At 36.6% G+C, this 17,873-nt stretch carries 17 protein-coding genes; 16 read left to right on the top strand and 1 reads right to left on the bottom strand.

Annotated elements, in window-relative coordinates; translation table 11 throughout:
* A partial coding sequence (locus tag U5B17_RS08655; protein ID WP_430804951.1) for a PDC sensor domain-containing protein occupies positions 1 to 1,230 on the bottom strand: 1,230 nt, incomplete at its 3' end.
* Positions 1,231 to 1,415: 185 nt separating this feature from the next.
* Between U5B17_RS08655 and U5B17_RS08660 the strand changes: the two genes are divergently transcribed.
* The 16 genes from U5B17_RS08660 to U5B17_RS08735 all read left to right on the top strand — a co-directional run bounded on the left by U5B17_RS08660 (position 1,416) and on the right by U5B17_RS08735 (position 17,871).
* Entirely contained in the window at positions 1,416 to 2,108 is a 693-nt protein-coding gene (locus U5B17_RS08660; protein WP_430804952.1) for a response regulator transcription factor, read from the top strand.
* Positions 2,098 to 3,522, top strand: a complete 1,425-nt coding sequence (locus U5B17_RS08665) for a c-type heme family protein (protein ID WP_430804953.1) — start codon at positions 2,098 to 2,100, stop codon at positions 3,520 to 3,522. Before U5B17_RS08660 ends, U5B17_RS08665 begins: the two co-directional genes overlap by 11 nt.
* Positions 3,523 to 3,620: 98 nt before the next feature.
* Entirely contained in the window at positions 3,621 to 5,699 is a 2,079-nt protein-coding gene (locus tag U5B17_RS08670) for a cytochrome C (protein ID WP_430804954.1), read from the top strand.
* Between the two features lie 53 nt (positions 5,700 to 5,752).
* On the top strand, positions 5,753 to 6,517 hold the full coding sequence (locus U5B17_RS08675; protein ID WP_230057462.1) for an FKBP-type peptidyl-prolyl cis-trans isomerase: 765 nt from the start codon (positions 5,753 to 5,755) through the stop codon (positions 6,515 to 6,517).
* A gap of 32 nt (positions 6,518 to 6,549) precedes the next feature.
* On the top strand, positions 6,550 to 7,245 hold the full coding sequence (locus U5B17_RS08680) for a 4Fe-4S dicluster domain-containing protein (protein WP_430804955.1): 696 nt from the start codon (positions 6,550 to 6,552) through the stop codon (positions 7,243 to 7,245).
* Position 7,246: 1 nt separating this feature from the next.
* On the top strand, positions 7,247 to 8,203 hold the full coding sequence (nrfD, locus tag U5B17_RS08685) for an NrfD/PsrC family molybdoenzyme membrane anchor subunit (protein ID WP_430804956.1): 957 nt from the start codon (positions 7,247 to 7,249) through the stop codon (positions 8,201 to 8,203).
* 17 nt (positions 8,204 to 8,220) lie between these two features.
* Positions 8,221 to 10,890, top strand: coding sequence for a cytochrome c biogenesis protein CcsA (gene ccsA, locus U5B17_RS08690; RefSeq protein WP_430804957.1), 2,670 nt, complete (start codon positions 8,221 to 8,223; stop codon positions 10,888 to 10,890).
* A gap of 89 nt (positions 10,891 to 10,979) precedes the next feature.
* A complete protein-coding gene (locus U5B17_RS08695; RefSeq protein ID WP_430804985.1) occupies positions 10,980 to 11,777 on the top strand; it encodes a tetratricopeptide repeat protein in 798 nt (265 codons plus the stop codon).
* 15 nt (positions 11,778 to 11,792) lie between these two features.
* Complete coding sequence (locus U5B17_RS08700; protein WP_430804958.1) at positions 11,793 to 12,434, top strand: nitrous oxide reductase accessory protein NosL; 642 nt, start codon at positions 11,793 to 11,795, stop codon at positions 12,432 to 12,434.
* Positions 12,431 to 12,619 (top strand): hypothetical protein, encoded by a 189-nt coding sequence (locus U5B17_RS08705; RefSeq protein ID WP_430804959.1) that lies wholly within the window; start codon positions 12,431 to 12,433, stop codon positions 12,617 to 12,619. The genes U5B17_RS08700 and U5B17_RS08705 overlap by 4 nt, the downstream gene beginning before the upstream one ends.
* Positions 12,609 to 13,718, top strand: a complete 1,110-nt coding sequence (locus tag U5B17_RS08710; protein ID WP_430804960.1) for an ABC transporter permease — start codon at positions 12,609 to 12,611, stop codon at positions 13,716 to 13,718. The genes U5B17_RS08705 and U5B17_RS08710 overlap by 11 nt, the downstream gene beginning before the upstream one ends.
* On the top strand, positions 13,715 to 14,383 hold the full coding sequence (locus U5B17_RS08715) for an ABC transporter ATP-binding protein (protein ID WP_430804961.1): 669 nt from the start codon (positions 13,715 to 13,717) through the stop codon (positions 14,381 to 14,383). Before U5B17_RS08710 ends, U5B17_RS08715 begins: the two co-directional genes overlap by 4 nt.
* Entirely contained in the window at positions 14,380 to 15,333 is a 954-nt protein-coding gene (locus U5B17_RS08720; protein WP_430804962.1) for a hypothetical protein, read from the top strand. The genes U5B17_RS08715 and U5B17_RS08720 overlap by 4 nt, the downstream gene beginning before the upstream one ends.
* Positions 15,330 to 15,839 carry a hypothetical protein gene (locus U5B17_RS08725; protein ID WP_430804963.1) on the top strand — a complete coding sequence of 170 codons (510 nt, stop codon included), beginning with the start codon at positions 15,330 to 15,332 and terminating at the stop codon, positions 15,837 to 15,839. Before U5B17_RS08720 ends, U5B17_RS08725 begins: the two co-directional genes overlap by 4 nt.
* A gap of 58 nt (positions 15,840 to 15,897) precedes the next feature.
* Positions 15,898 to 17,088, top strand: coding sequence for a replication-associated recombination protein A (locus U5B17_RS08730; protein WP_430804964.1), 1,191 nt, complete (start codon positions 15,898 to 15,900; stop codon positions 17,086 to 17,088).
* Positions 17,089 to 17,133: 45 nt separating this feature from the next.
* Positions 17,134 to 17,871 (top strand): sulfite exporter TauE/SafE family protein, encoded by a 738-nt coding sequence (locus U5B17_RS08735; protein ID WP_430804965.1) that lies wholly within the window; start codon positions 17,134 to 17,136, stop codon positions 17,869 to 17,871.
* Positions 17,872 to 17,873: the final 2 nt, after the last annotated feature.

Here is a 17,873-nt window from a genome sequence, read left to right on the forward strand (position 1 = left end):
ACCGCTAGCTTGAGCGATGAACTCATTTTGCTCGACTAAATTTTGCTGAGTGGTTTTGATGTTATCATTTATGAGCATACCCATTTTACCGATCTCATCGTTAGCTTTGATCGTTATTAGTTCAGCTTTATCGGTTTTGAAATTTAAAAATTCAAAGAAGTGCTCAAGGTTGCTAGCTACTCTTTCTATACGCTTACCAAATGTCCTAGAGTAAGCCCACATCGCTAGGAATAGTACTATGACTGAGATCAGTGAAAAGATGATCATGAAATTTTTTAACTCATTGACATCCGTTAAAGTCTCGTCTATATCAGCTACCAAAACTATACCCCAGTTTTTATCAAACTCGGGCACACTAACACCAGCATATACCATCTTTGATGCACGATTTGTAAGAACTGAAAGGGTCTCTATCTCGAGGGGCTCGTTTGTTGATAGCCTATCTATAAAAACTTTAAGACCTGGGTTAATATCTGTAGCTTTTTTGCCTATGAGTTCGGCTTTATTATGGGCTACAAATTTACCTGTATGTGAGAACAAAAAGCTATAATCTGTATCATAAAGCTTTATAGCGCCCACCGTTTCTTGCAGCTTTGCTACATTCATATCAATACCAACAACACCTACAACTTTATCATTTACGATAACTGGCGAAGTAAATGATGTCATTAAAACATTTTTACCCTCTAAAACATCAACATACGGATCTAGAATTTCAGCTTTTTTGCTATTTTTTGAAGCATTATAAAACTCTTTTTCAAGATGATCGCCCTCGCTTTGATCTTGAACTGGAGTACCAGTGGTGTTTGAAACTATCGGTATGATAAAGTCATTTGTTTTAGAGACAAACTTGCCATATACACCGTCTATCTCTTTACTATAATACTTCTTGTCATCAGGCATAAACCAAACACTTGCAAAATTTGGATTATTTTTTGCAACACCTAAAAATATATCAAGTAAAGACTCAGGCGAGAGTTTGTGTCCAGACTCAAGCGTTCCAGAGATCATCTCTGAAAGCACTCTTGAAGCTTGCAAACCATCAGATAAAAATATTGCTATGCTTTTGGCGTTTTTCTCGACCTCACTTTTTATATAGGCACTTGTATTTTCATTTGCCATTTTTAGCGACTTAAACGCAACTATACCCACGACCAGTAACAAAATCAAAACTGCCAAGCCACAGCTTGTCAGAGTGAGTTTGGTTGAAATTTTCAAGTTTTTAAACATGAAACTCCTTTGCGTGAAATTTTGTGCTCTTTATTATCTCAATTTTAATATAAAAATACAATAAAAAATAAACAAAAAGTGGAAAAAGTACTAAAATACTTAAAATTTATTTATAATTTATAAATTTTATCATCATTTTTAAGCTTTGGTATGTTATATTAAGTTGCTTACGAAAAGGAAAATTTATGTTAGATGATAGCATCTTGGATATTTTGTCAAATAAAAAGGCGCTTTGTCTGGAAGATGAGTTTGGAATTTTAAAAAATATGACTGAGGTTTTGGGTCTATTTTTTAATGAAGTAAAAGGCGTTAAAGACGGACTTGAGGCTCTTGATGAGGCGATGACAAATTTATATGATGTTTTTATATTTGACATCACTGTACCACATATAGATGGGCTTGAAGTGATAAAAAGAGTACGAGCTAAAAATCATAAAATTCCCATAATTATAGTCTCTTCGCATACCGAACAAGAATACTTGTGGCGTGCGGTTGAGCTAAAAATAACACGCTTTTTGCTAAAGCCATTTGATAAAAATACGCTGATCGGAGCTCTTAAGGATGTGGCTTTAGAGCTTGTGGATCATCAGCCGATAGTAAAGATAAAAGATGGCATGGAGTATGACTTTGCTAAAAAGATTATACATTATCAAGATGAACAAATTCAGCACCTTTCAAAGAGCGAAAGCAAGCTTTTTGAATACTTTTTAAACCATAAAAATCAAAATGTAACCTATGAAGAGCTTTTTGATTATATGTGGGAGTTTGAGCAGCCAACAAAAGAGGCTATAAAAACGATAGTAAAAGAGCTTAGAAAAAAGGTCGGCAAGGATGTTATTAAAAATTTATATGGCATAGGATATATGTTTGAAGTATAGGTTTGCGCTTATTATATCGATATTTGCACTGCTTTATATAGTCATACTTTCTATGTTTTTTGCGTTTTATAGAGAGCTTGCTTTAAAGGATGCAAAACAAGAGGCCTTGCATGTTTTAAATACTATGAATGCCGTCAGAGACTATGTCTCAAATGTTCAGCGCCCCTTGATAGACCAGCTAAAACAAAGTGGCGATCTATCGCCAGAGTTTTTTGATCCAAGACTTCTTTCATCATCTTATATAACAAGAGAAATTTATGAAATTCAGCTTCAAAAACAAAACATAAATTATAGCTACAAATTAATAGCCACTGATCCGCTAAATCCAGCCCATCAAGGCACGCCATTTGAGTATGAAATTTTAGAAAATTTCAAAGAGAAAAAATACGAAGAGTATTCGCAGATCATTTATGATTCAAACGCATCTTACATATATGTAGGGCTTCCTATTAAAAATTCACAAGCCTCATGCGTGGTTTGTCATAACATAAATAGTGCGCCCAAAAAAATGATCGAGCAGTATAAAAATATAGAAAATTTTCAAGGTCAAGTAGGCGATACTATAGCTATGATCTCGTTTAAAATACCTGTAAAACATATCTTAAGCTATCATAAAAATGAATTTATAGCCAGTGCGATTGCTTTGCTTATCATTGTTGTGGTGTTGTTGTTGTTTGTATTTAAAATTCATCAAAAAGTAGCCAAAATCAAAGAGCAAAACGAGCAGTTGATGATAAATCAAAGTCGTTTAGCTAGCATGGGTGAGATGATAGGAAATATCTCTCATCAATGGAAGCAGCCATTAGCCCAAATAAGCTCGATACTTATAAATTTAGAGCTTTTTAATGAGCGTGGAAAGTTAACAAAAGAGACATTAAATGAAAAGATAAAAGAGACAGATGAGCAGGTTAAATTTATGTCTGAGACTATTGATGATTTTAAAAACTTTTTTAACCCAAATGCTCCAAAGTCCGAATTTTCAAGCTATACAGCTATAAGTCAAGCCATAAAACTACTTCGCGCCCCACTTAAAAAACACTGCGTAAATGTACTTTTTGAGCCAGAGCAAAATTTTACTCTTTTTGGAAATGTAAATGAAATAATACAAATTTTAATAAACATTATAAACAATGCAAAAGAGGCTTTTGATGGTCAAGAAATTTCAGAAAAACAGGTAAAAATTTCATCACTCATAAACGAAAATTCCAAGATAATAACGATAGAAAATAATGCTGGAAACATCGATGATAGCGTTATAAATAAAATTTTTGAACCAAATTTTACTACTAAAAAGTCTGGTAGTGGACTTGGTCTTTATATGAGCCAAATGATCATTAAAAAATACAACGGAGAGATCTCTGTGCGCAATGTAAATAATGGTGTAATATTTACAATTAATATTTTTAATTCATAATTTATTTATTTTCCCCCTATTTCCCCCTTTTTTATTGGTAATATTCTCAATAAGAAGTCATTTTGATTTTCTATTCAAATTTTCGCGAAGGAGGACACATGAAAAATTTGGATAAAGTGTTACTCGGCTTAGCGGCAGGTCTTAGCATTTTTGCTTCTAGCGCCTGTGCTGCAGAAGCTGGCGGACACGCTCATATGCAGATGACAGAAGCTGCAAGGGGCGTTATAGCAAACCCTAAGGGTACGCTAAAAGACAGAGGTGTTGTAACATTGCAAGACTACATTGTAGAAGAGCAAGAGATGTACAACTGGCTATTTAAAAACCACCCGATTTTCACAAAATATGGTGGCAAAGTAGATGGTAAGATCAAAGTCGTAGACCGCGGTCATGAGTGGCTAGAAGAGGGTCATGGTAAAGATCTTTCTAAAGTTAGTAAGCGTGAAGCAGGCACTGGCTATAGCTCTATGATGTATAGAATTCCAGCTGGTTCATCACTAATGTTTCCTAACAAATTTGTTGGTTCTGAAAAATGCGGCGAGTGCCACCCTGCACAGTATGAAGCTTGGAGCAGATCAAGACACTCAACAACTATTCGTTTCCCTGGCGAACACCCAGAGTTAAACAATAACCTAACTGATCCAGTATTTACAGAAGATACAGCTTCAATCCTACCAAAAGGTATCACACCTGATGTAATTTATGCAACTGTTGGACACCTTAGAACAAAATTTGGATTTGTTGATGCGTGGATGCTTCGTGGTACATACCATGTTGAGGGCGGTATGCTAAAAGATGGAACAGGTACTATCACTCCAGGTTCAAACCAATGGCAAAGAACTTGGGCGCTTAACCTAACTCCTGAAACTGTTAAAAAGATCAAAAAATGGGTGCCAGAATTCCCAGAAACACTTGAAGAATACGGCAAAAACTCAGGCTATGTAAGAGGTCTTGCATCTTATGCTGCAACTTACAAAGATACTATGAACTTCCAAGCTAACGCTTCTTACTGTGAAGTTTGCCACCCGTTCAAATTTGACTTTAAAACAAAAGAAGAGTTTTATGCTGCACTTGGTAATCCAAACGAGCTTAGAAAACACACTATCTCAAAAGGTGTAAGCTGCGAGGAATGCCACGGCGCTGGCGGTCACCTTGATGGTGCCACAAACTTTAGAATTTCAAACTGCGAACGCTGTCACCAAAGATTTAACTGGAGTCCAGACCTTTATAAGGCTCATCCACTTGGCAAGATCGCTCCAGATCTAGCGCTAAGCTCTAAATTTAAATCAATGGGACCAGGATGTGGTTCTGAGGGCTCACAGTCATATTTCACTGCTCACTATGAAAAAGGCATGAGATGTGTTACTTGCCACGATCCACACGATAACACAGGTTTAGTAACTGGCGATAAAAATGTTAAAGGTCTAAACTACAACTCAGAGCAAGCTTATCTAAGTTCATTCTATACTAAGCCAAAAATTAGAAAAACTTGTGCTGATTGTCACCAAGAACAAGCTTATATAGCTCAAAGAGCAGACACACATAAAGATAACTCATGTGCATCTTGCCACATGCCATTTATGATGAGCTGCGAGAATTTCTATGCTATTCAGTTCCAAGATCAAGCAGGATTTGATACACAACGCCGCTCACACATCTGGAAAATCGATGTAAGTGCTGATAGAAAATCTATGAAAGCTGGCGATGCTTCAAAATCTCCAAGAGATGGTAAAGATTGGTACTTCCAAAGAAATGAAGATGGTAGAAACTTCGTAGATCTTATGTGGGCTTGCGCAAGAACATCTTGGGCGGATCTTGATATGGTTGAGAACAAAGGCTGCCACAGCCCAGTACTATCTGAGCTAAAAGAGACACTTCACTTTAAGTCTCAAAAACAAGCTTATGAAGAGGTTATGGGATGGCAAACTCCAATCAAAAATGGCTATACTCAAGTTAAGATCGGTATTGAGGGAATGTATAAGATCCTTGAAACAACTAAACTTGATGCAACTAAAAAGTCAAGAGTTTATGAGTTGATTGAAAAAGCTCAAGACACTGTTGATCTACTTGAAAAAGATGGCTCATGGGGTATGCACGGCTTTAAATATACTAAACAAAGACTTGATGCTGCTAAAGGTTATGTAGAAGAAGCTCAAAGAATTTTGAATAGTAAAATTTAATGACATGGGGGCTTTAATTAGCCCCCAAAATTTAACTTTAAGGTATGGACAAGATGAGAATTTTAAATAGTTTTATCGCAATATCATTTTTAGCAAGCTGTGTTTTTGGTGCTGAGCTAAGCACAAAAGAACAAAAAGAGGCTTATAGTTTAGGCGCTTCAACTGGCGGTTATCTTTTAAAGCAGATAAATAACCATAAAGCTCTTGGCGTTCAAACTGATACAGAAATCGTAGTACAAGGCTTCTTAGACGCTATAAAAAACCAGACAAAGCTTACGAATGACCAAGTTATAACGCTACTAAATGACAGAGCAGAGGCGTTAAATAAGGCAGCGCAAGATTTGCAAAAGGCAGAGCTAGCTAAAAACAAAAAAGAGTCAAAAGAATTTTTAGAAAAAAATGCAAAAAATTCAAAAGTAAAAACTACAAAAAGTGGCTTGCAGTATGAAATTTTAAAAGATGCTAAAGGCGATAAGCCAAAGCCTGAGAGTATAGTTTTAGTAAATTATAAGGCATATTTGCCAAATGGAGAGGTCTTTGAAGATACTTATAAGGCTGGTAAGGCATCGCATTTATCACTTATAAATATCATTGAGGGTCTAAGCGAAGGTTTAAGACTTATGAGCGTTGGCTCAAAGTATAAATTTGTAATACCTAGCGAACTAGCCTATGGAGATAACGGTGTTGAAGTTATACCTGGTGGTTCGGCTGTTGTATTTGAAACAGAACTTCTTAAAATTTTCAAGCCTGGTGAATTAGTTGAAGAAGCTAAAAAAATGAGTGCTGAAGAAGTTAAGAGTTTTCACGGTGTAAAATAAATCTTTCTACATGAAAGTGGAGGAGAGGTCATATGGACAATAAAAATCAACGAAGAGCGTTTATAAGATATATCGCTCTTGGCTCCGTTGGTGTTGGGGCGGCTGCAATGGCGGCGGCAACACCAAGTGAGCCAAAAAAAGGCACACAAGAGCCTAAGGTAGAGAAAAAACCGCATTTTGGTATGATATTTGATCAAAACAAATGCGTAGGTTGCACCGACTGCGAAGTTGCGTGCGTGAAAACAAACATCGTTCCAAAAGGTCAAATGAGACTTTTTGTGCAGGATAAAACAGATCCGCAAAACCGCATGGATAAGAGATTTGTTAGAATTTCTTGCCAGCAGTGCCAAGACGCACCTTGCGTAAATGTTTGTCCAACAAATGCCTGTCGCAGAGATGAAAAAACTGGTATCGTTACAATGAAAACTGATGATTGTATCGCCTGTAAATACTGCATCGTGGCTTGTCCTTACGATGTAAGGTTCATAAATCACGAAACAAAAGCCGCAGAAAGCTGTAACTTTTGTCTAGATACTAAGATAGAAAAGGGCGAGCAGCCAGCGTGCGTTGAGTCTTGTAGATACGATGCTTTAGTGTTTGGTGATGTTAATGATGAAGAGTCTCACATTAGCAAGCTGCTTCGCATAAAAGATAGTCTAAGAATGCGTCCAGAGTGTGGTACAAAGCCAAGCCTGCGCTATATACCTGCTGTAAAGATGGGGGTGTGATATGAATGGTGCTATAAATTTCACTGAAACTTTTTCACACGGAGCTGTCGTATGGCACTGGCCTATCGCCGTGTATTTACTTTTGGCTGGTATGAGTGGTGGAGCACTTATAGTTGCTATCTTGACAAGGTACTATAAAAAACAATGCGAGATGACACCGTTATTTAAAGGTGCTAGCTTGCTTTCGCTAGTTACTATTTTGCTTGGTATGGTTTGCCTTGTTGCAGATCTTGACAGACCTTTGCTGTTTTGGAAAATTTTGATAAATTATAACTTTAACTCAGTTATGTCTATCGGTGTCGCAGCACTTTGTATCTACATACCGCTAAGCTTTGTGATGTGTCTTTATGCTTTTGAAAAAGAGCTTTTGGGATTTGGAATTTTTTCTAGACTTATTAAATTTATCATGGCTATAGTAAATGCCATCCGTCCGCTAGTCTTCGTGCTTACACTTATTTTTGCGGTTGCGATTTGTGCTTATACTGGCTTTTTGATCTCTGTTTTAGTAAGATTTCCTATATTAAATACAGCTGTGCTTCCAGCACTTTTTGTTGCATCTGGTCTAAGTGCAGGAATCGCTGGCTCTAGTATAATGGCTGCGCTGTTTTTTGGCGAGGATACACACTCATCAGATATGAAAACACTTCATGCTATCGAGTGGCCAGTACTTGTAGCTGAAATTTTGCTTATAAGTATGCTATTTGTGTCACTTATTATCGGTAGCGATGTGCAAAAAGCAGCAAGTGTTGCATTTTTTGATGGATTTTATGCTAAAATGTTTTGGATAGGAGTTATGGGTGTTGGTTTTGGCTTGCCTTTAGTCTTAAATTTCTGTCTAGGCAAGACTTTTGCTCATACACGCCTTGCATTTTATGTGAGTGCATTAGCCAGTATTGTGGGCGTGCTTATGCTTCGTATGTTTATCTTATACGCAGGACAGACATATAGTATATTGTAAAAATTTTTGAGGGGAGCATGGTAAAGTTATTTTTTTCTTATAAATTTGTTCTCCTTTTACTTCTAGCTCTTGCGGTGGCGGCTGGTGTCGCTACCTTTTTAGAGAGCATCTACGACACAGCTACAGCACAAATTTTTGTCTATGAAGCGCTTTGGTATGAAACCGTAATGCTTTTGCTTGTTGTTAGTCTTTTTGGGATTATATTTCGCACAAAGATGTGGCGTCGCTTTGGTGCATTTGTAGTTCATTTTGCCTTTATCATTATAGCTATTGGGGCTTTTATGACTAGATATATGGGCGAAGAGGGCGTTTTGCATGTTAGAGAGCATGAGGCTTCAAATGAGATGATAAGTGTAAAGCCATATTTGCAGATAGAAGCAGATGGTAAAATTTACGAACACCACCTTAAGCTAGCTCAAATAGGCGATAATAGCTTTGAGATCGCTCAGCCAATAGATGGTAACACACTAAAAGTAAAATTTCACTCATATGAGCCCTCGCCAAAAGGTAAGCGTGGAGTGTTAAATCTAAAAGTTGGCTTTGATGATACAAATATGCAAGATGTAAGTATAAAGGGTGGCGTAGGCTGGGTTAGTGAGCCAAAGGTTATAGAGCAAAATGGTAAGCAAATTCTCATAGCATGGGGCTCAAAGATTATAAATTTGCCATTTTCTATCAGGCTAAATGACTTCATGCTTGAGCGCTATCCAGGCTCGCAAAGTCCGTCATCTTACGCAAGTGCCATTGAAGTTGAAAGGGATGGCTTAAAAGTTATGGATTTTGTCGTGTTTATGAACAACCCGCTAACTTTTCAAGGATATAAACTCTTTCAGTCATCTTACGATAAAGACGAGAGGGGAACGGTTTTAGAGGTTAATCGTGATCCAGGGAAAATTCCAACCTACATCGGCTACTTCTTGCTTTGTGTAGGATTTGTTGCAAACTTTTTTACACCGCATAGCCGTTTTTTAAAGTTAAGTAAATTTGTAAAAAATAGCCAGCTAGTTCTTGTCTTTGCTTTGCTAGTTTTTGCTAATTTACCTACAAATGCCTCTGAAAATGATATACAAAATTTCAAGCAAAATACAGTAAATCATGCGAATGGCGAATTTTCTACACTTTTAGTGCAAGATTATATGGGGCGCATAAAGCCCATAAGCACCGAAGCTAGTGAGATAGTTAGTAAAATGGCTGGCACAAACTCACTTTTTGGACTAAGCCCTGAGCAAGTTGTACTTGGCATGAGTATAGACCCAACGCTTTGGCAAGACTTAAAGGTTATAAAAGTAAAAAATAACCAGATAAAAAAGCTTTTAAATTTGTCCCAAGATGATCAGTTTGTTAGCTTTAACTTTATGTTTGATGAGCAGGGGCGATATAAACTAGATAAAGAGGTTGAAGAGGCAAATGAAAAGTCAGCTTCAAAGCGAGGTACGCTAGAAAATGAGCTTATAAAATTTGATGAGCGTATAAATATCGCTTATCTTACGATGAAAGGTGTATTTTTTAGATTTATCCCTATCTCAGGCGACCCTACAAACAAGTGGCTCTCTCCAAATGAAGCCTTTGCAAATCCAAATGTCAGCAAAGAGATAAAAGTCATATTAAATGACTATTTGACAGGCTTAAATTTAGGTATATCTCAAAATGAGTGGCAAAAGGCAGATGCCGCGCTAAAAGGGATAAAAAACTATCAGCAAAAAAACTCATCTCATATCTTGCCAGAGCAGGGGCGAGTAAAAGCAGAGGTGCTTTATAATAAGCTTGGAGTGTTTAAAAATTTAGTCTATTTTTACCTATTTTTAGGGCTTTTTGCACTTTTTGCAGGTTTTAGCGAAATTTTGGCTTACAAGAGATTTGTATTTATAAAAAAGAGCCTTTTTGTGCTGTTGTTATTAGGTTTTATAGTTCATACTTTAGGGCTTGCGCTTCGCTGGTATGTATCAGGGCACGCACCTTGGAGCGATAGCTATGAAAGCATGGTTTATATAGGCTGGTCAGCTATACTTGCTGGACTTGTCTTTTTTAGAAGTTCGCTACTTACCATATCAGCTTCTTGTTTGTTGGCTACTATCGTAATGCTTGTGGCTCACTTAAGTTTTGTTAATCCTCAAATTACGAATTTAGTCCCAGTCTTAAAGTCATACTGGCTAACACTACATGTTTCTATTATTACGGCAAGTTATGGATTTTTAGGGCTTGGATGTTTGCTTGGACTTATGGGGCTTACTTTAATGGTTTTAAAAAATACCAAAAATAGCGAACGCATAAATGCTCAAATCCGCTATATTGCAGCCATAAACGAGCTAAGCTTGATAGTTGGGCTTTCTATGCTTACGGTTGGTAACTTTTTTGGTGGAATTTGGGCAAATGAGAGCTGGGGTCGCTACTGGGGCTGGGATAGTAAAGAGACTTGGTCTTATGTCTCTATCCTTGTATATGCGATAGTTTTACATCTTAGATTTGTGCCAAGGCTAAACTCGGTTTATATTTTTTGTGTAGCTTCTGTTTTTGCTTATGGCTCGATAATAATGACATATTTTGGCGTAAATTTTTACCTTACAGGGCTTCACTCTTATGCAGCTGGTCAAGCCCCTCAGGTGCCAAATTTTATCTACGCAGTAGTTTTATTTATTGTGTCTATAAGTATTTTAGCACTTAAGGGCAAAGATATAAAAACGATATAAATTAAGGAGAAAATGTGAATACAAACAAAGTGAAATTTCTAGGTGCAGCAAGCAAAAAGATACTTTTAGCAACGCTATTTTTAGCCAGTATGGCAAATGCAGGATTTATTAAAGATGGTATGCAGGCTAAAGAGAGTGGCGATCATATGAAACTAATCGAGATCTACGAAAAGGCTTGCAAAGAGGAGCATAAAGCATCTGGCTGCTACAACTTAGCTGTGACTTATGATGAGGGTACTGGTGGTGTTGCAAAAGATTATACAAAAGCACTAGAATACTACAAGAAAGCTTGTGATGGCAAATTTGCGTCAGCTTGCAATAACTTAGCACATATGTATGAGAGTGGTCGTGGAGTAGATCAAAATTTCACAATGGCTGTGAAATTTTATGAAAAAGCGTGTGCAGATAACGAAGGTTGTGCATCTTTAGGGCTTTTGTATGCTAACGGCGCAGGTGTAGCAAGAGATGCTAAAAAGGCAGTTGAGCTTTACACAAAGTCTTGTAATTACGGAGATATGTGGGGTTGTAACAACCTTGGGTATATATATTTAAATGGTATAGGCGAGAGCCAAGATCTAAATAAATCTAAAAATTTCTATACCATAGCTTGTAGCGGTGGGGTTGGCATTAGTTGTGATGCTCTTGGACTTTTATATGCAAACGGTCTTGGCACGGACCGCGACTATAAAAAGGCAAAAGAGAATTTTGAAAAGTCATGCAACCTTGGCAACAACAGAGGATGTAACGACCTAGCCATACTTTATGCTGAAGGTGAGGGTGTTGCTGCTGATAACGCAAAAGCCAAAGAGTTTTTCAAAAAGGCTTGCGATATGAACTTGCTTGAAGCTTGCGAAAATGCCAAAATTTTAGATGGTATAAGTAAATAACAATGGGATTTAAATATGAAATTTGGTCTTTTTTTAGTGTTTTTTGCCAGCTTGCTTTATGCACAAGATCTACCACAAGATGTAGCAAATATGGAGCAAATTTACAAAAAAGGCGAGCAGTTTTATAAGCAAAATTGCCCTAGAGTAAGTAAAAGAGGCGTTCAAAACATTGAGGCTTTAAAAGAAAAATTAGCTAAAATTTGTAAAAACCAAGATGAGCAAAGTATAAATGCTGCCGCACTTTATATCTGGGACGCACCAAAAACCATAGCCCAAAAATTACAAAAAATAGAAGTCCCAGCAGACGCTAGGTGCCCTATATGTGGTATGCTTGTAGCTAAAAATCCAAACTGGGCGGCGATGATAGAAGATGGTAGCCAAAATTTGTACTTTGATGGCGTGAAAGATCTTATGAAGTACTATTTTAAAAATGGTAAAAAATTTGAGCGCGTGTTTGTGAGTGATTATTATAAGCTTCATAAGATAGATGCTAAGAGTGCCTTTTTTGTTATCGGATCAAACATTTATGGTCCTATGGGCGATGAGCTTGTGCCCTTTGAAAAAGAGAGTGACGCGATAAATTTTGCTAAAGATCATTTTGGTAAGGCGGTTTTAAAATTTAGCGATATAAGCGAGCAGATGCTTGCTGGGTTATGAAATTTCTAGCCATTTTAACAATATCTTTTGGTATTATCTATTTGCTTATTTTCTCTCACTATGCTAGTTTTGACAGGGCTAGTAAGCTAGCTGAAATTTCAGATCTTGCAACAAAGATAAAAGATGTTAGACCTGCATTTAGTTTTGCTGGTGATGAGTATAGGAAATTTGTCTATGATAGGTAAAAATTTTATAAACTACGCAGTGGTTTTACTAAAAAAAGAGCGAGCTGATCATGCTTTTAGCTTTTTTATATTTAGTTTTATCATATTTATTTTAAGCTCTGTGCTTTTTATCTCAAATTCTATTCAGTATGATTTAGTAAATAGCATAAATACACGCCCTGATATAGTTGTAGAGGCACTTCGTGGCGGTAAGCGAGATACAATGCATGATGGATATATCTATGACTTTAAGCAAATAAGTGGTGTTAGCGATGCTATAGGTTTTGTTGATGGCAGGTATTACTTTGCGCAAAAGAGAATTTGGTTTAACATCGTTACGGATAATGCTCTTGGTGCTGATGAGATGGTTATAGGCGAAGGTGTAAAAGCTGCGATGAATGAGCTTTATTATGAGGATGTTTTTAACTTTTTAACTGAAGAAAATTTAATCCCAATTAAAATCAACAAAACCGCACCTCACTCAACAAACATCATCTCAAACAACACTATCTATATGCACGAAGATACAGCTAGAGAAGTACTTAGCCTTGATAATGCAGAATATACTAAAATTTTTGTAAGCGTAGCAAATAAAAATGAGATCAGCGAAGTTGCCCTAAAGATAATGAACCTTTATCCAAATACATTTGCATATACGGCTGAAGATAGTGTGGCAGACCTAAAACACATCTACTACTATAAAGGCGGTGTTTTTATGGTGCTTTATGTAGTTGCGATGGTAGCATTTTTGATACTTTTAAAAAATCAAATTTCACTAGTTTATGGTGAGAAAAAGCGCGAGATAGCAGTCCTTAGAAGTATAGGATATGCTATAAAAGACATCATAGCGCTTAAGTTTATACAAAATTTCATCGTAAGTTTTAGTGCCTTTTTATTAGGTTGTGCTTTGGCGTATGGCTATGTTTTTGTATTTAATGCACCGTTACTGCGTGAGATATTTTTAGGCGGCGATATACAAAATTTCATCACTTTTACGCCTGTGATTGACTTTGATATTTTATTTTTAGTGTTTTTGTTTAGTGTTGTTCCGTTTTTGGCATTTGTCATCATCCCAGCATGGAGAGTTGCTATAAGCGATATGAGCGAGGCTATAAAATGATACAAATAAACAATCTTTTTAAAATTTACAACCAAGGCAAGATAAATGAATTTTGTGCGTTAAAAGATATAAATTTAAGCATAAATGACGGCGAGACAGTCATCTTAAAAGGTGTAAGCGGAAGTGGCAAAAGCACGCTTTTATCACTAATAGGAGGACTTAGTAAGCCAAGTAGTGGAGAAATTTTGATAAACGGGCAAAATATCTCAAAACTTCCAGACATCATGAGCTCAAATATCCGCCACAAGGAGCTTGGCTTTATATTTCAGTCATTTAACTTAATTGATGGACTTAGTGTTGAGCAAAATGTTATGGCACCACTTAGTTTACTTAGATTAAAAAAGGCGGAAATTTTAACTAAGATAGATAGTGCCCTAAACTTAGCAAATATAGCTCATAAAAAAGAGCAACTAGTCTCTAGTCTAAGTGGCGGTGAAAAGCAAAGATGTGCCGTAGCAAGAGCCCTTGTTATGGATCCAGATATCATCTTAGCCGATGAGCCAACGGCAAATTTGGATAAAGAAAACTCGCTTATGTTTATCCAAATGATGCAAAAATTCAAATCTTTAAACAAAACTCTCATTGTTGCCACGCACGACTTGCTTTTTGATGAACTTGAGTTTGTTGATAAGCGTATAAATATGCGAGATGGCGAAATTTTATGAGTATCTTTCTTTCAAATGAAGTCATAGCGTTTTTAGCTATCGAGCTTATTGTTATCGTTTTACTGGGTATTTCGCAGATAAATATCATACGCATAGTTAGGCATTGGGACTTTAATGCCACCACAAATTTACAATACAGCCTTGAAAAGCGCAACTACCTGATAAACACCATACTATTTTTTACCATAACTTGCAAGATAGTTTTATTTATCTTTTTTGCACTTACGGTAAATGAGCTTGCAAATGTAGTTCCGGGTGCGATGTGTTCGGCTGGGGTGGTGGGCTCAAACGGATATGGAAATTTATTGCTTTTGCTAAAAATTTTACTTATCTTTGGACTTGGTTTGTGGCTTATAATAAATGCACTTGACTTAAAAGAGATAAATTTCCCATTTTTAAAGCGCAAATACGCTCTTTTTAGCATACTTTTTGTCTTTATTTTACTTGAGTTTGTTGTTGAAATTTTATTTTTTACAAATATCCCACTAAAAGTACCAGTGTTTTGCTGTTCGGTTGTATTTCAGGCGCCAAAGCTGCCATTTGGCTATACGCAAGCTATGCTTGCTACATTTTTTTATGTCATCTTAGTAGCCATAATAGCACTAAATACACTAAAACAATCAATGGCTACATTTGCACTAAATTTACTATATCTTTTTGTGGCTTACTACGCTATAACATACTTTTTTGGACTTTATGTCTATGAGCAGCCAAACCATAAATGCCCTTATTGTATGCTTTTAAAGGATTATTTTTATATTGGTTATTTGATTTGGGGCTCTTTGTTTTTGGGAATTTTCTTTGGTATCGCACCTTTTTTAGTTGAGTTAGTTACAAAAAAAAGCTATACGCATCTGCTTGAACTTTCGACATTTTGGCTTGTTTTAAATGCAATGATATGTAGTTTTTATGTGGCAAAATACTACTTTAATGTTGGAGTTTTGCTGTGATAAAGCAAATTTTTGCTGGCATACTTTTGCTTGGTGTTTTGGGGTTATTGATATTTTCAGCTGATATTAGTGATACAAAAATTTTAGTTGTAAGTGGAAATAGTGAAAAAAAACCGCTTGAGATCGAGCTTGATAAGTACCTTTGTACCGAGAGCAAAACACTAATAACAGATCTTTACAACACCGCTCAAGCCGTTCTTCCTAATGGCAATACTCATTTTTTTAATGACATTGGCAATGCCTTTATTTGGTTGATGCGTCAAAAAAACCGCGATGAGATAGTACTTTTTGTCTATACGAATGATTCAAAACAATACATTGACGCAAAGGTTGCTTGGTATGCTAGAAACGAGATCACACCTATGGGATATGGCTTTGGTGCATATGAGTATCATGCTTATGGGACTTGTGATTATTACTATGATGAGGTCGTACTTTGTGCTGCACGCGGAGAAACTGTCATAAATCCACACATTTACTGGCTACTTAAAAAGGGTAAAATTTAGTTTTTACCTTGATAAAGGCGGTTTTTAGTATAATTTTACAAAAATAAAAAGGACGCCTATGTTTGCTCTAAAATTTCGCCCAAAAACTCTTGATGAAATTTGCGGTCAAAGCGAAGTGGTAGCCGTTTTTAAAAAATTCATCCAAAATGATAAGGTACCACACAGCATGTTTTATGGCATGGCTGGCTGTGGTAAAACTAGCTTTGCTAGGGCTTTAGCAAGCTCATTAAGTTATGATTTTTACGAGTTTGATGGTGGGAATTTAAAGATAGAGGAATTTCGCCGAATCCTAAAAAACTACGAAAATGCGTTAAATAGGCCACTTTTTTTCATAGATGAGGTGCATCGTCTTAGTAAAACACAGCAAGAAGCACTTTTGATACCCATGGAAAACTACCGCGCACTTATTATCGGTGCAAGTACGGAAAATCCATTTTTTACTCTAAGTTCTGGCATACGCAGTCGCTCAATGCTTTTTGAATTTAAGCCCTTAAATACGGGGGATTTTGAAAAGTTACTAGAAAGAGTAAGGCAAGGCGTAAGGTTTGAAATTTCAGACGAGGCAAAAGAGTATCTTTTTAAAAGTAGTGGTGGAGATGCAAGGGGTATGCTAAATTTACTAGAATTTGCTATCACACTTGATGAAAAGGTTACTCTTGAAAATTTGCGAGTTCTTAGGGCAAGCACCATAAATGAAGGGGTGAGCAGCGATGATACGCACTATCATTTAGCTAGCGCCCTTATAAAAAGCCTTCGCGGAAGTGATGTTGATGCTGCTATTTACTACCTTGCAAGACTGATAGCTGCTGGCGAGAGTGCAGATTTTATCGCAAGAAGGTTGGTGATATTTTCTAGTGAAGACATTGGCAATGCAAATCCAAATGCCCTAAATTTAGCTACCAGCACACTTACTGCCGTAAGCAAGATAGGCTATCCTGAAGCGCGCATTATATTGGCTCAGTGCGCTGTATATCTAGCTAGCTCGCCAAAGTCAAACTCTAGTTATATGGCAATAAATTCTGCCCTAAATTACGCTCAAAATGAACCAAAACTTGAAATCCCAAAGTATCTTATAAATATCGCACCAGAAAAAAAAGACTACCTTTATCCGCATGATTTTGGCGGATGGGTCGAGCAAAAATACCTTCAAAAACCGTTAAAATTTTATAAAAGCAAAGGCATTGGCTTTGAAAAGACGCTTGATGAGTGGCTAAAAAAGATATATGAGCTTCACAAAAGCTTAATATAACCACACTTTTACCCAAATAGTGATACAATAACATAAAGGATACATATGGATTTATTATTTATCATTTTAGGGTTATTTGTGGGATTTGCAGGTGGATTTTTTGGCATAGGTGGCGGTGCAGTGGTCGTGCCTAGTATGCTACTTTTTGGCTATGATATGAAATTTGCTGTTGGCGTTAGTATAATGCAGATGCTTTTTAGCTCAGCTTTTGGCTCATATGTAAATTTTAAATCAAAAATGCTTGATGTAAAGCCAGCTGTGATTTTGGGACTTGGCGGGTTTGTTGGTGCGATGGCAAGTGGATTTGTGGTTGAGTTTTTTTCATCTAAATTTTTGCTTGGCATGCTGATAGTTTTGCAGATATTAAATCTTTTAAAGCTTTTAACCACGCCATCAGAGCCAAAAGGTATGCCAAATGAGTCAAAATTTTTACTCTTTTTAATTGGATTAATAATCGGCACAACGGCTATAAGTACAGGTATTGGTGGATCTGCTCTTATCATACCTTTGCTTGTTGGTTTTTTAAACTATGATATAAAAAAGGCTGCGTCAGCAGGGCTATTTTTTGTTATTTTTGCTTCTGTTTCTGGGTTTGTAAGCCTTGCTTTACATGGTTTTGTAAATTACACTATCGGTGCTATGCTGGGCATAGGGGCTGTTATAGGGGTGTATTTTGGTGTAAAAACTGCTCATAAAATTTCACGAACAGCACAAAAGCGCTGGATAATCGCGCTTTTAAGTATTATGCTTCTTATAATGATAAATAAATTTCTTAACTCTTAACC

The sequence above is a fragment of the Campylobacter australis genome, from assembly GCF_050586305.1.
In the GTDB taxonomy this organism is placed as follows: domain Bacteria; phylum Campylobacterota; class Campylobacteria; order Campylobacterales; family Campylobacteraceae; genus Campylobacter_A.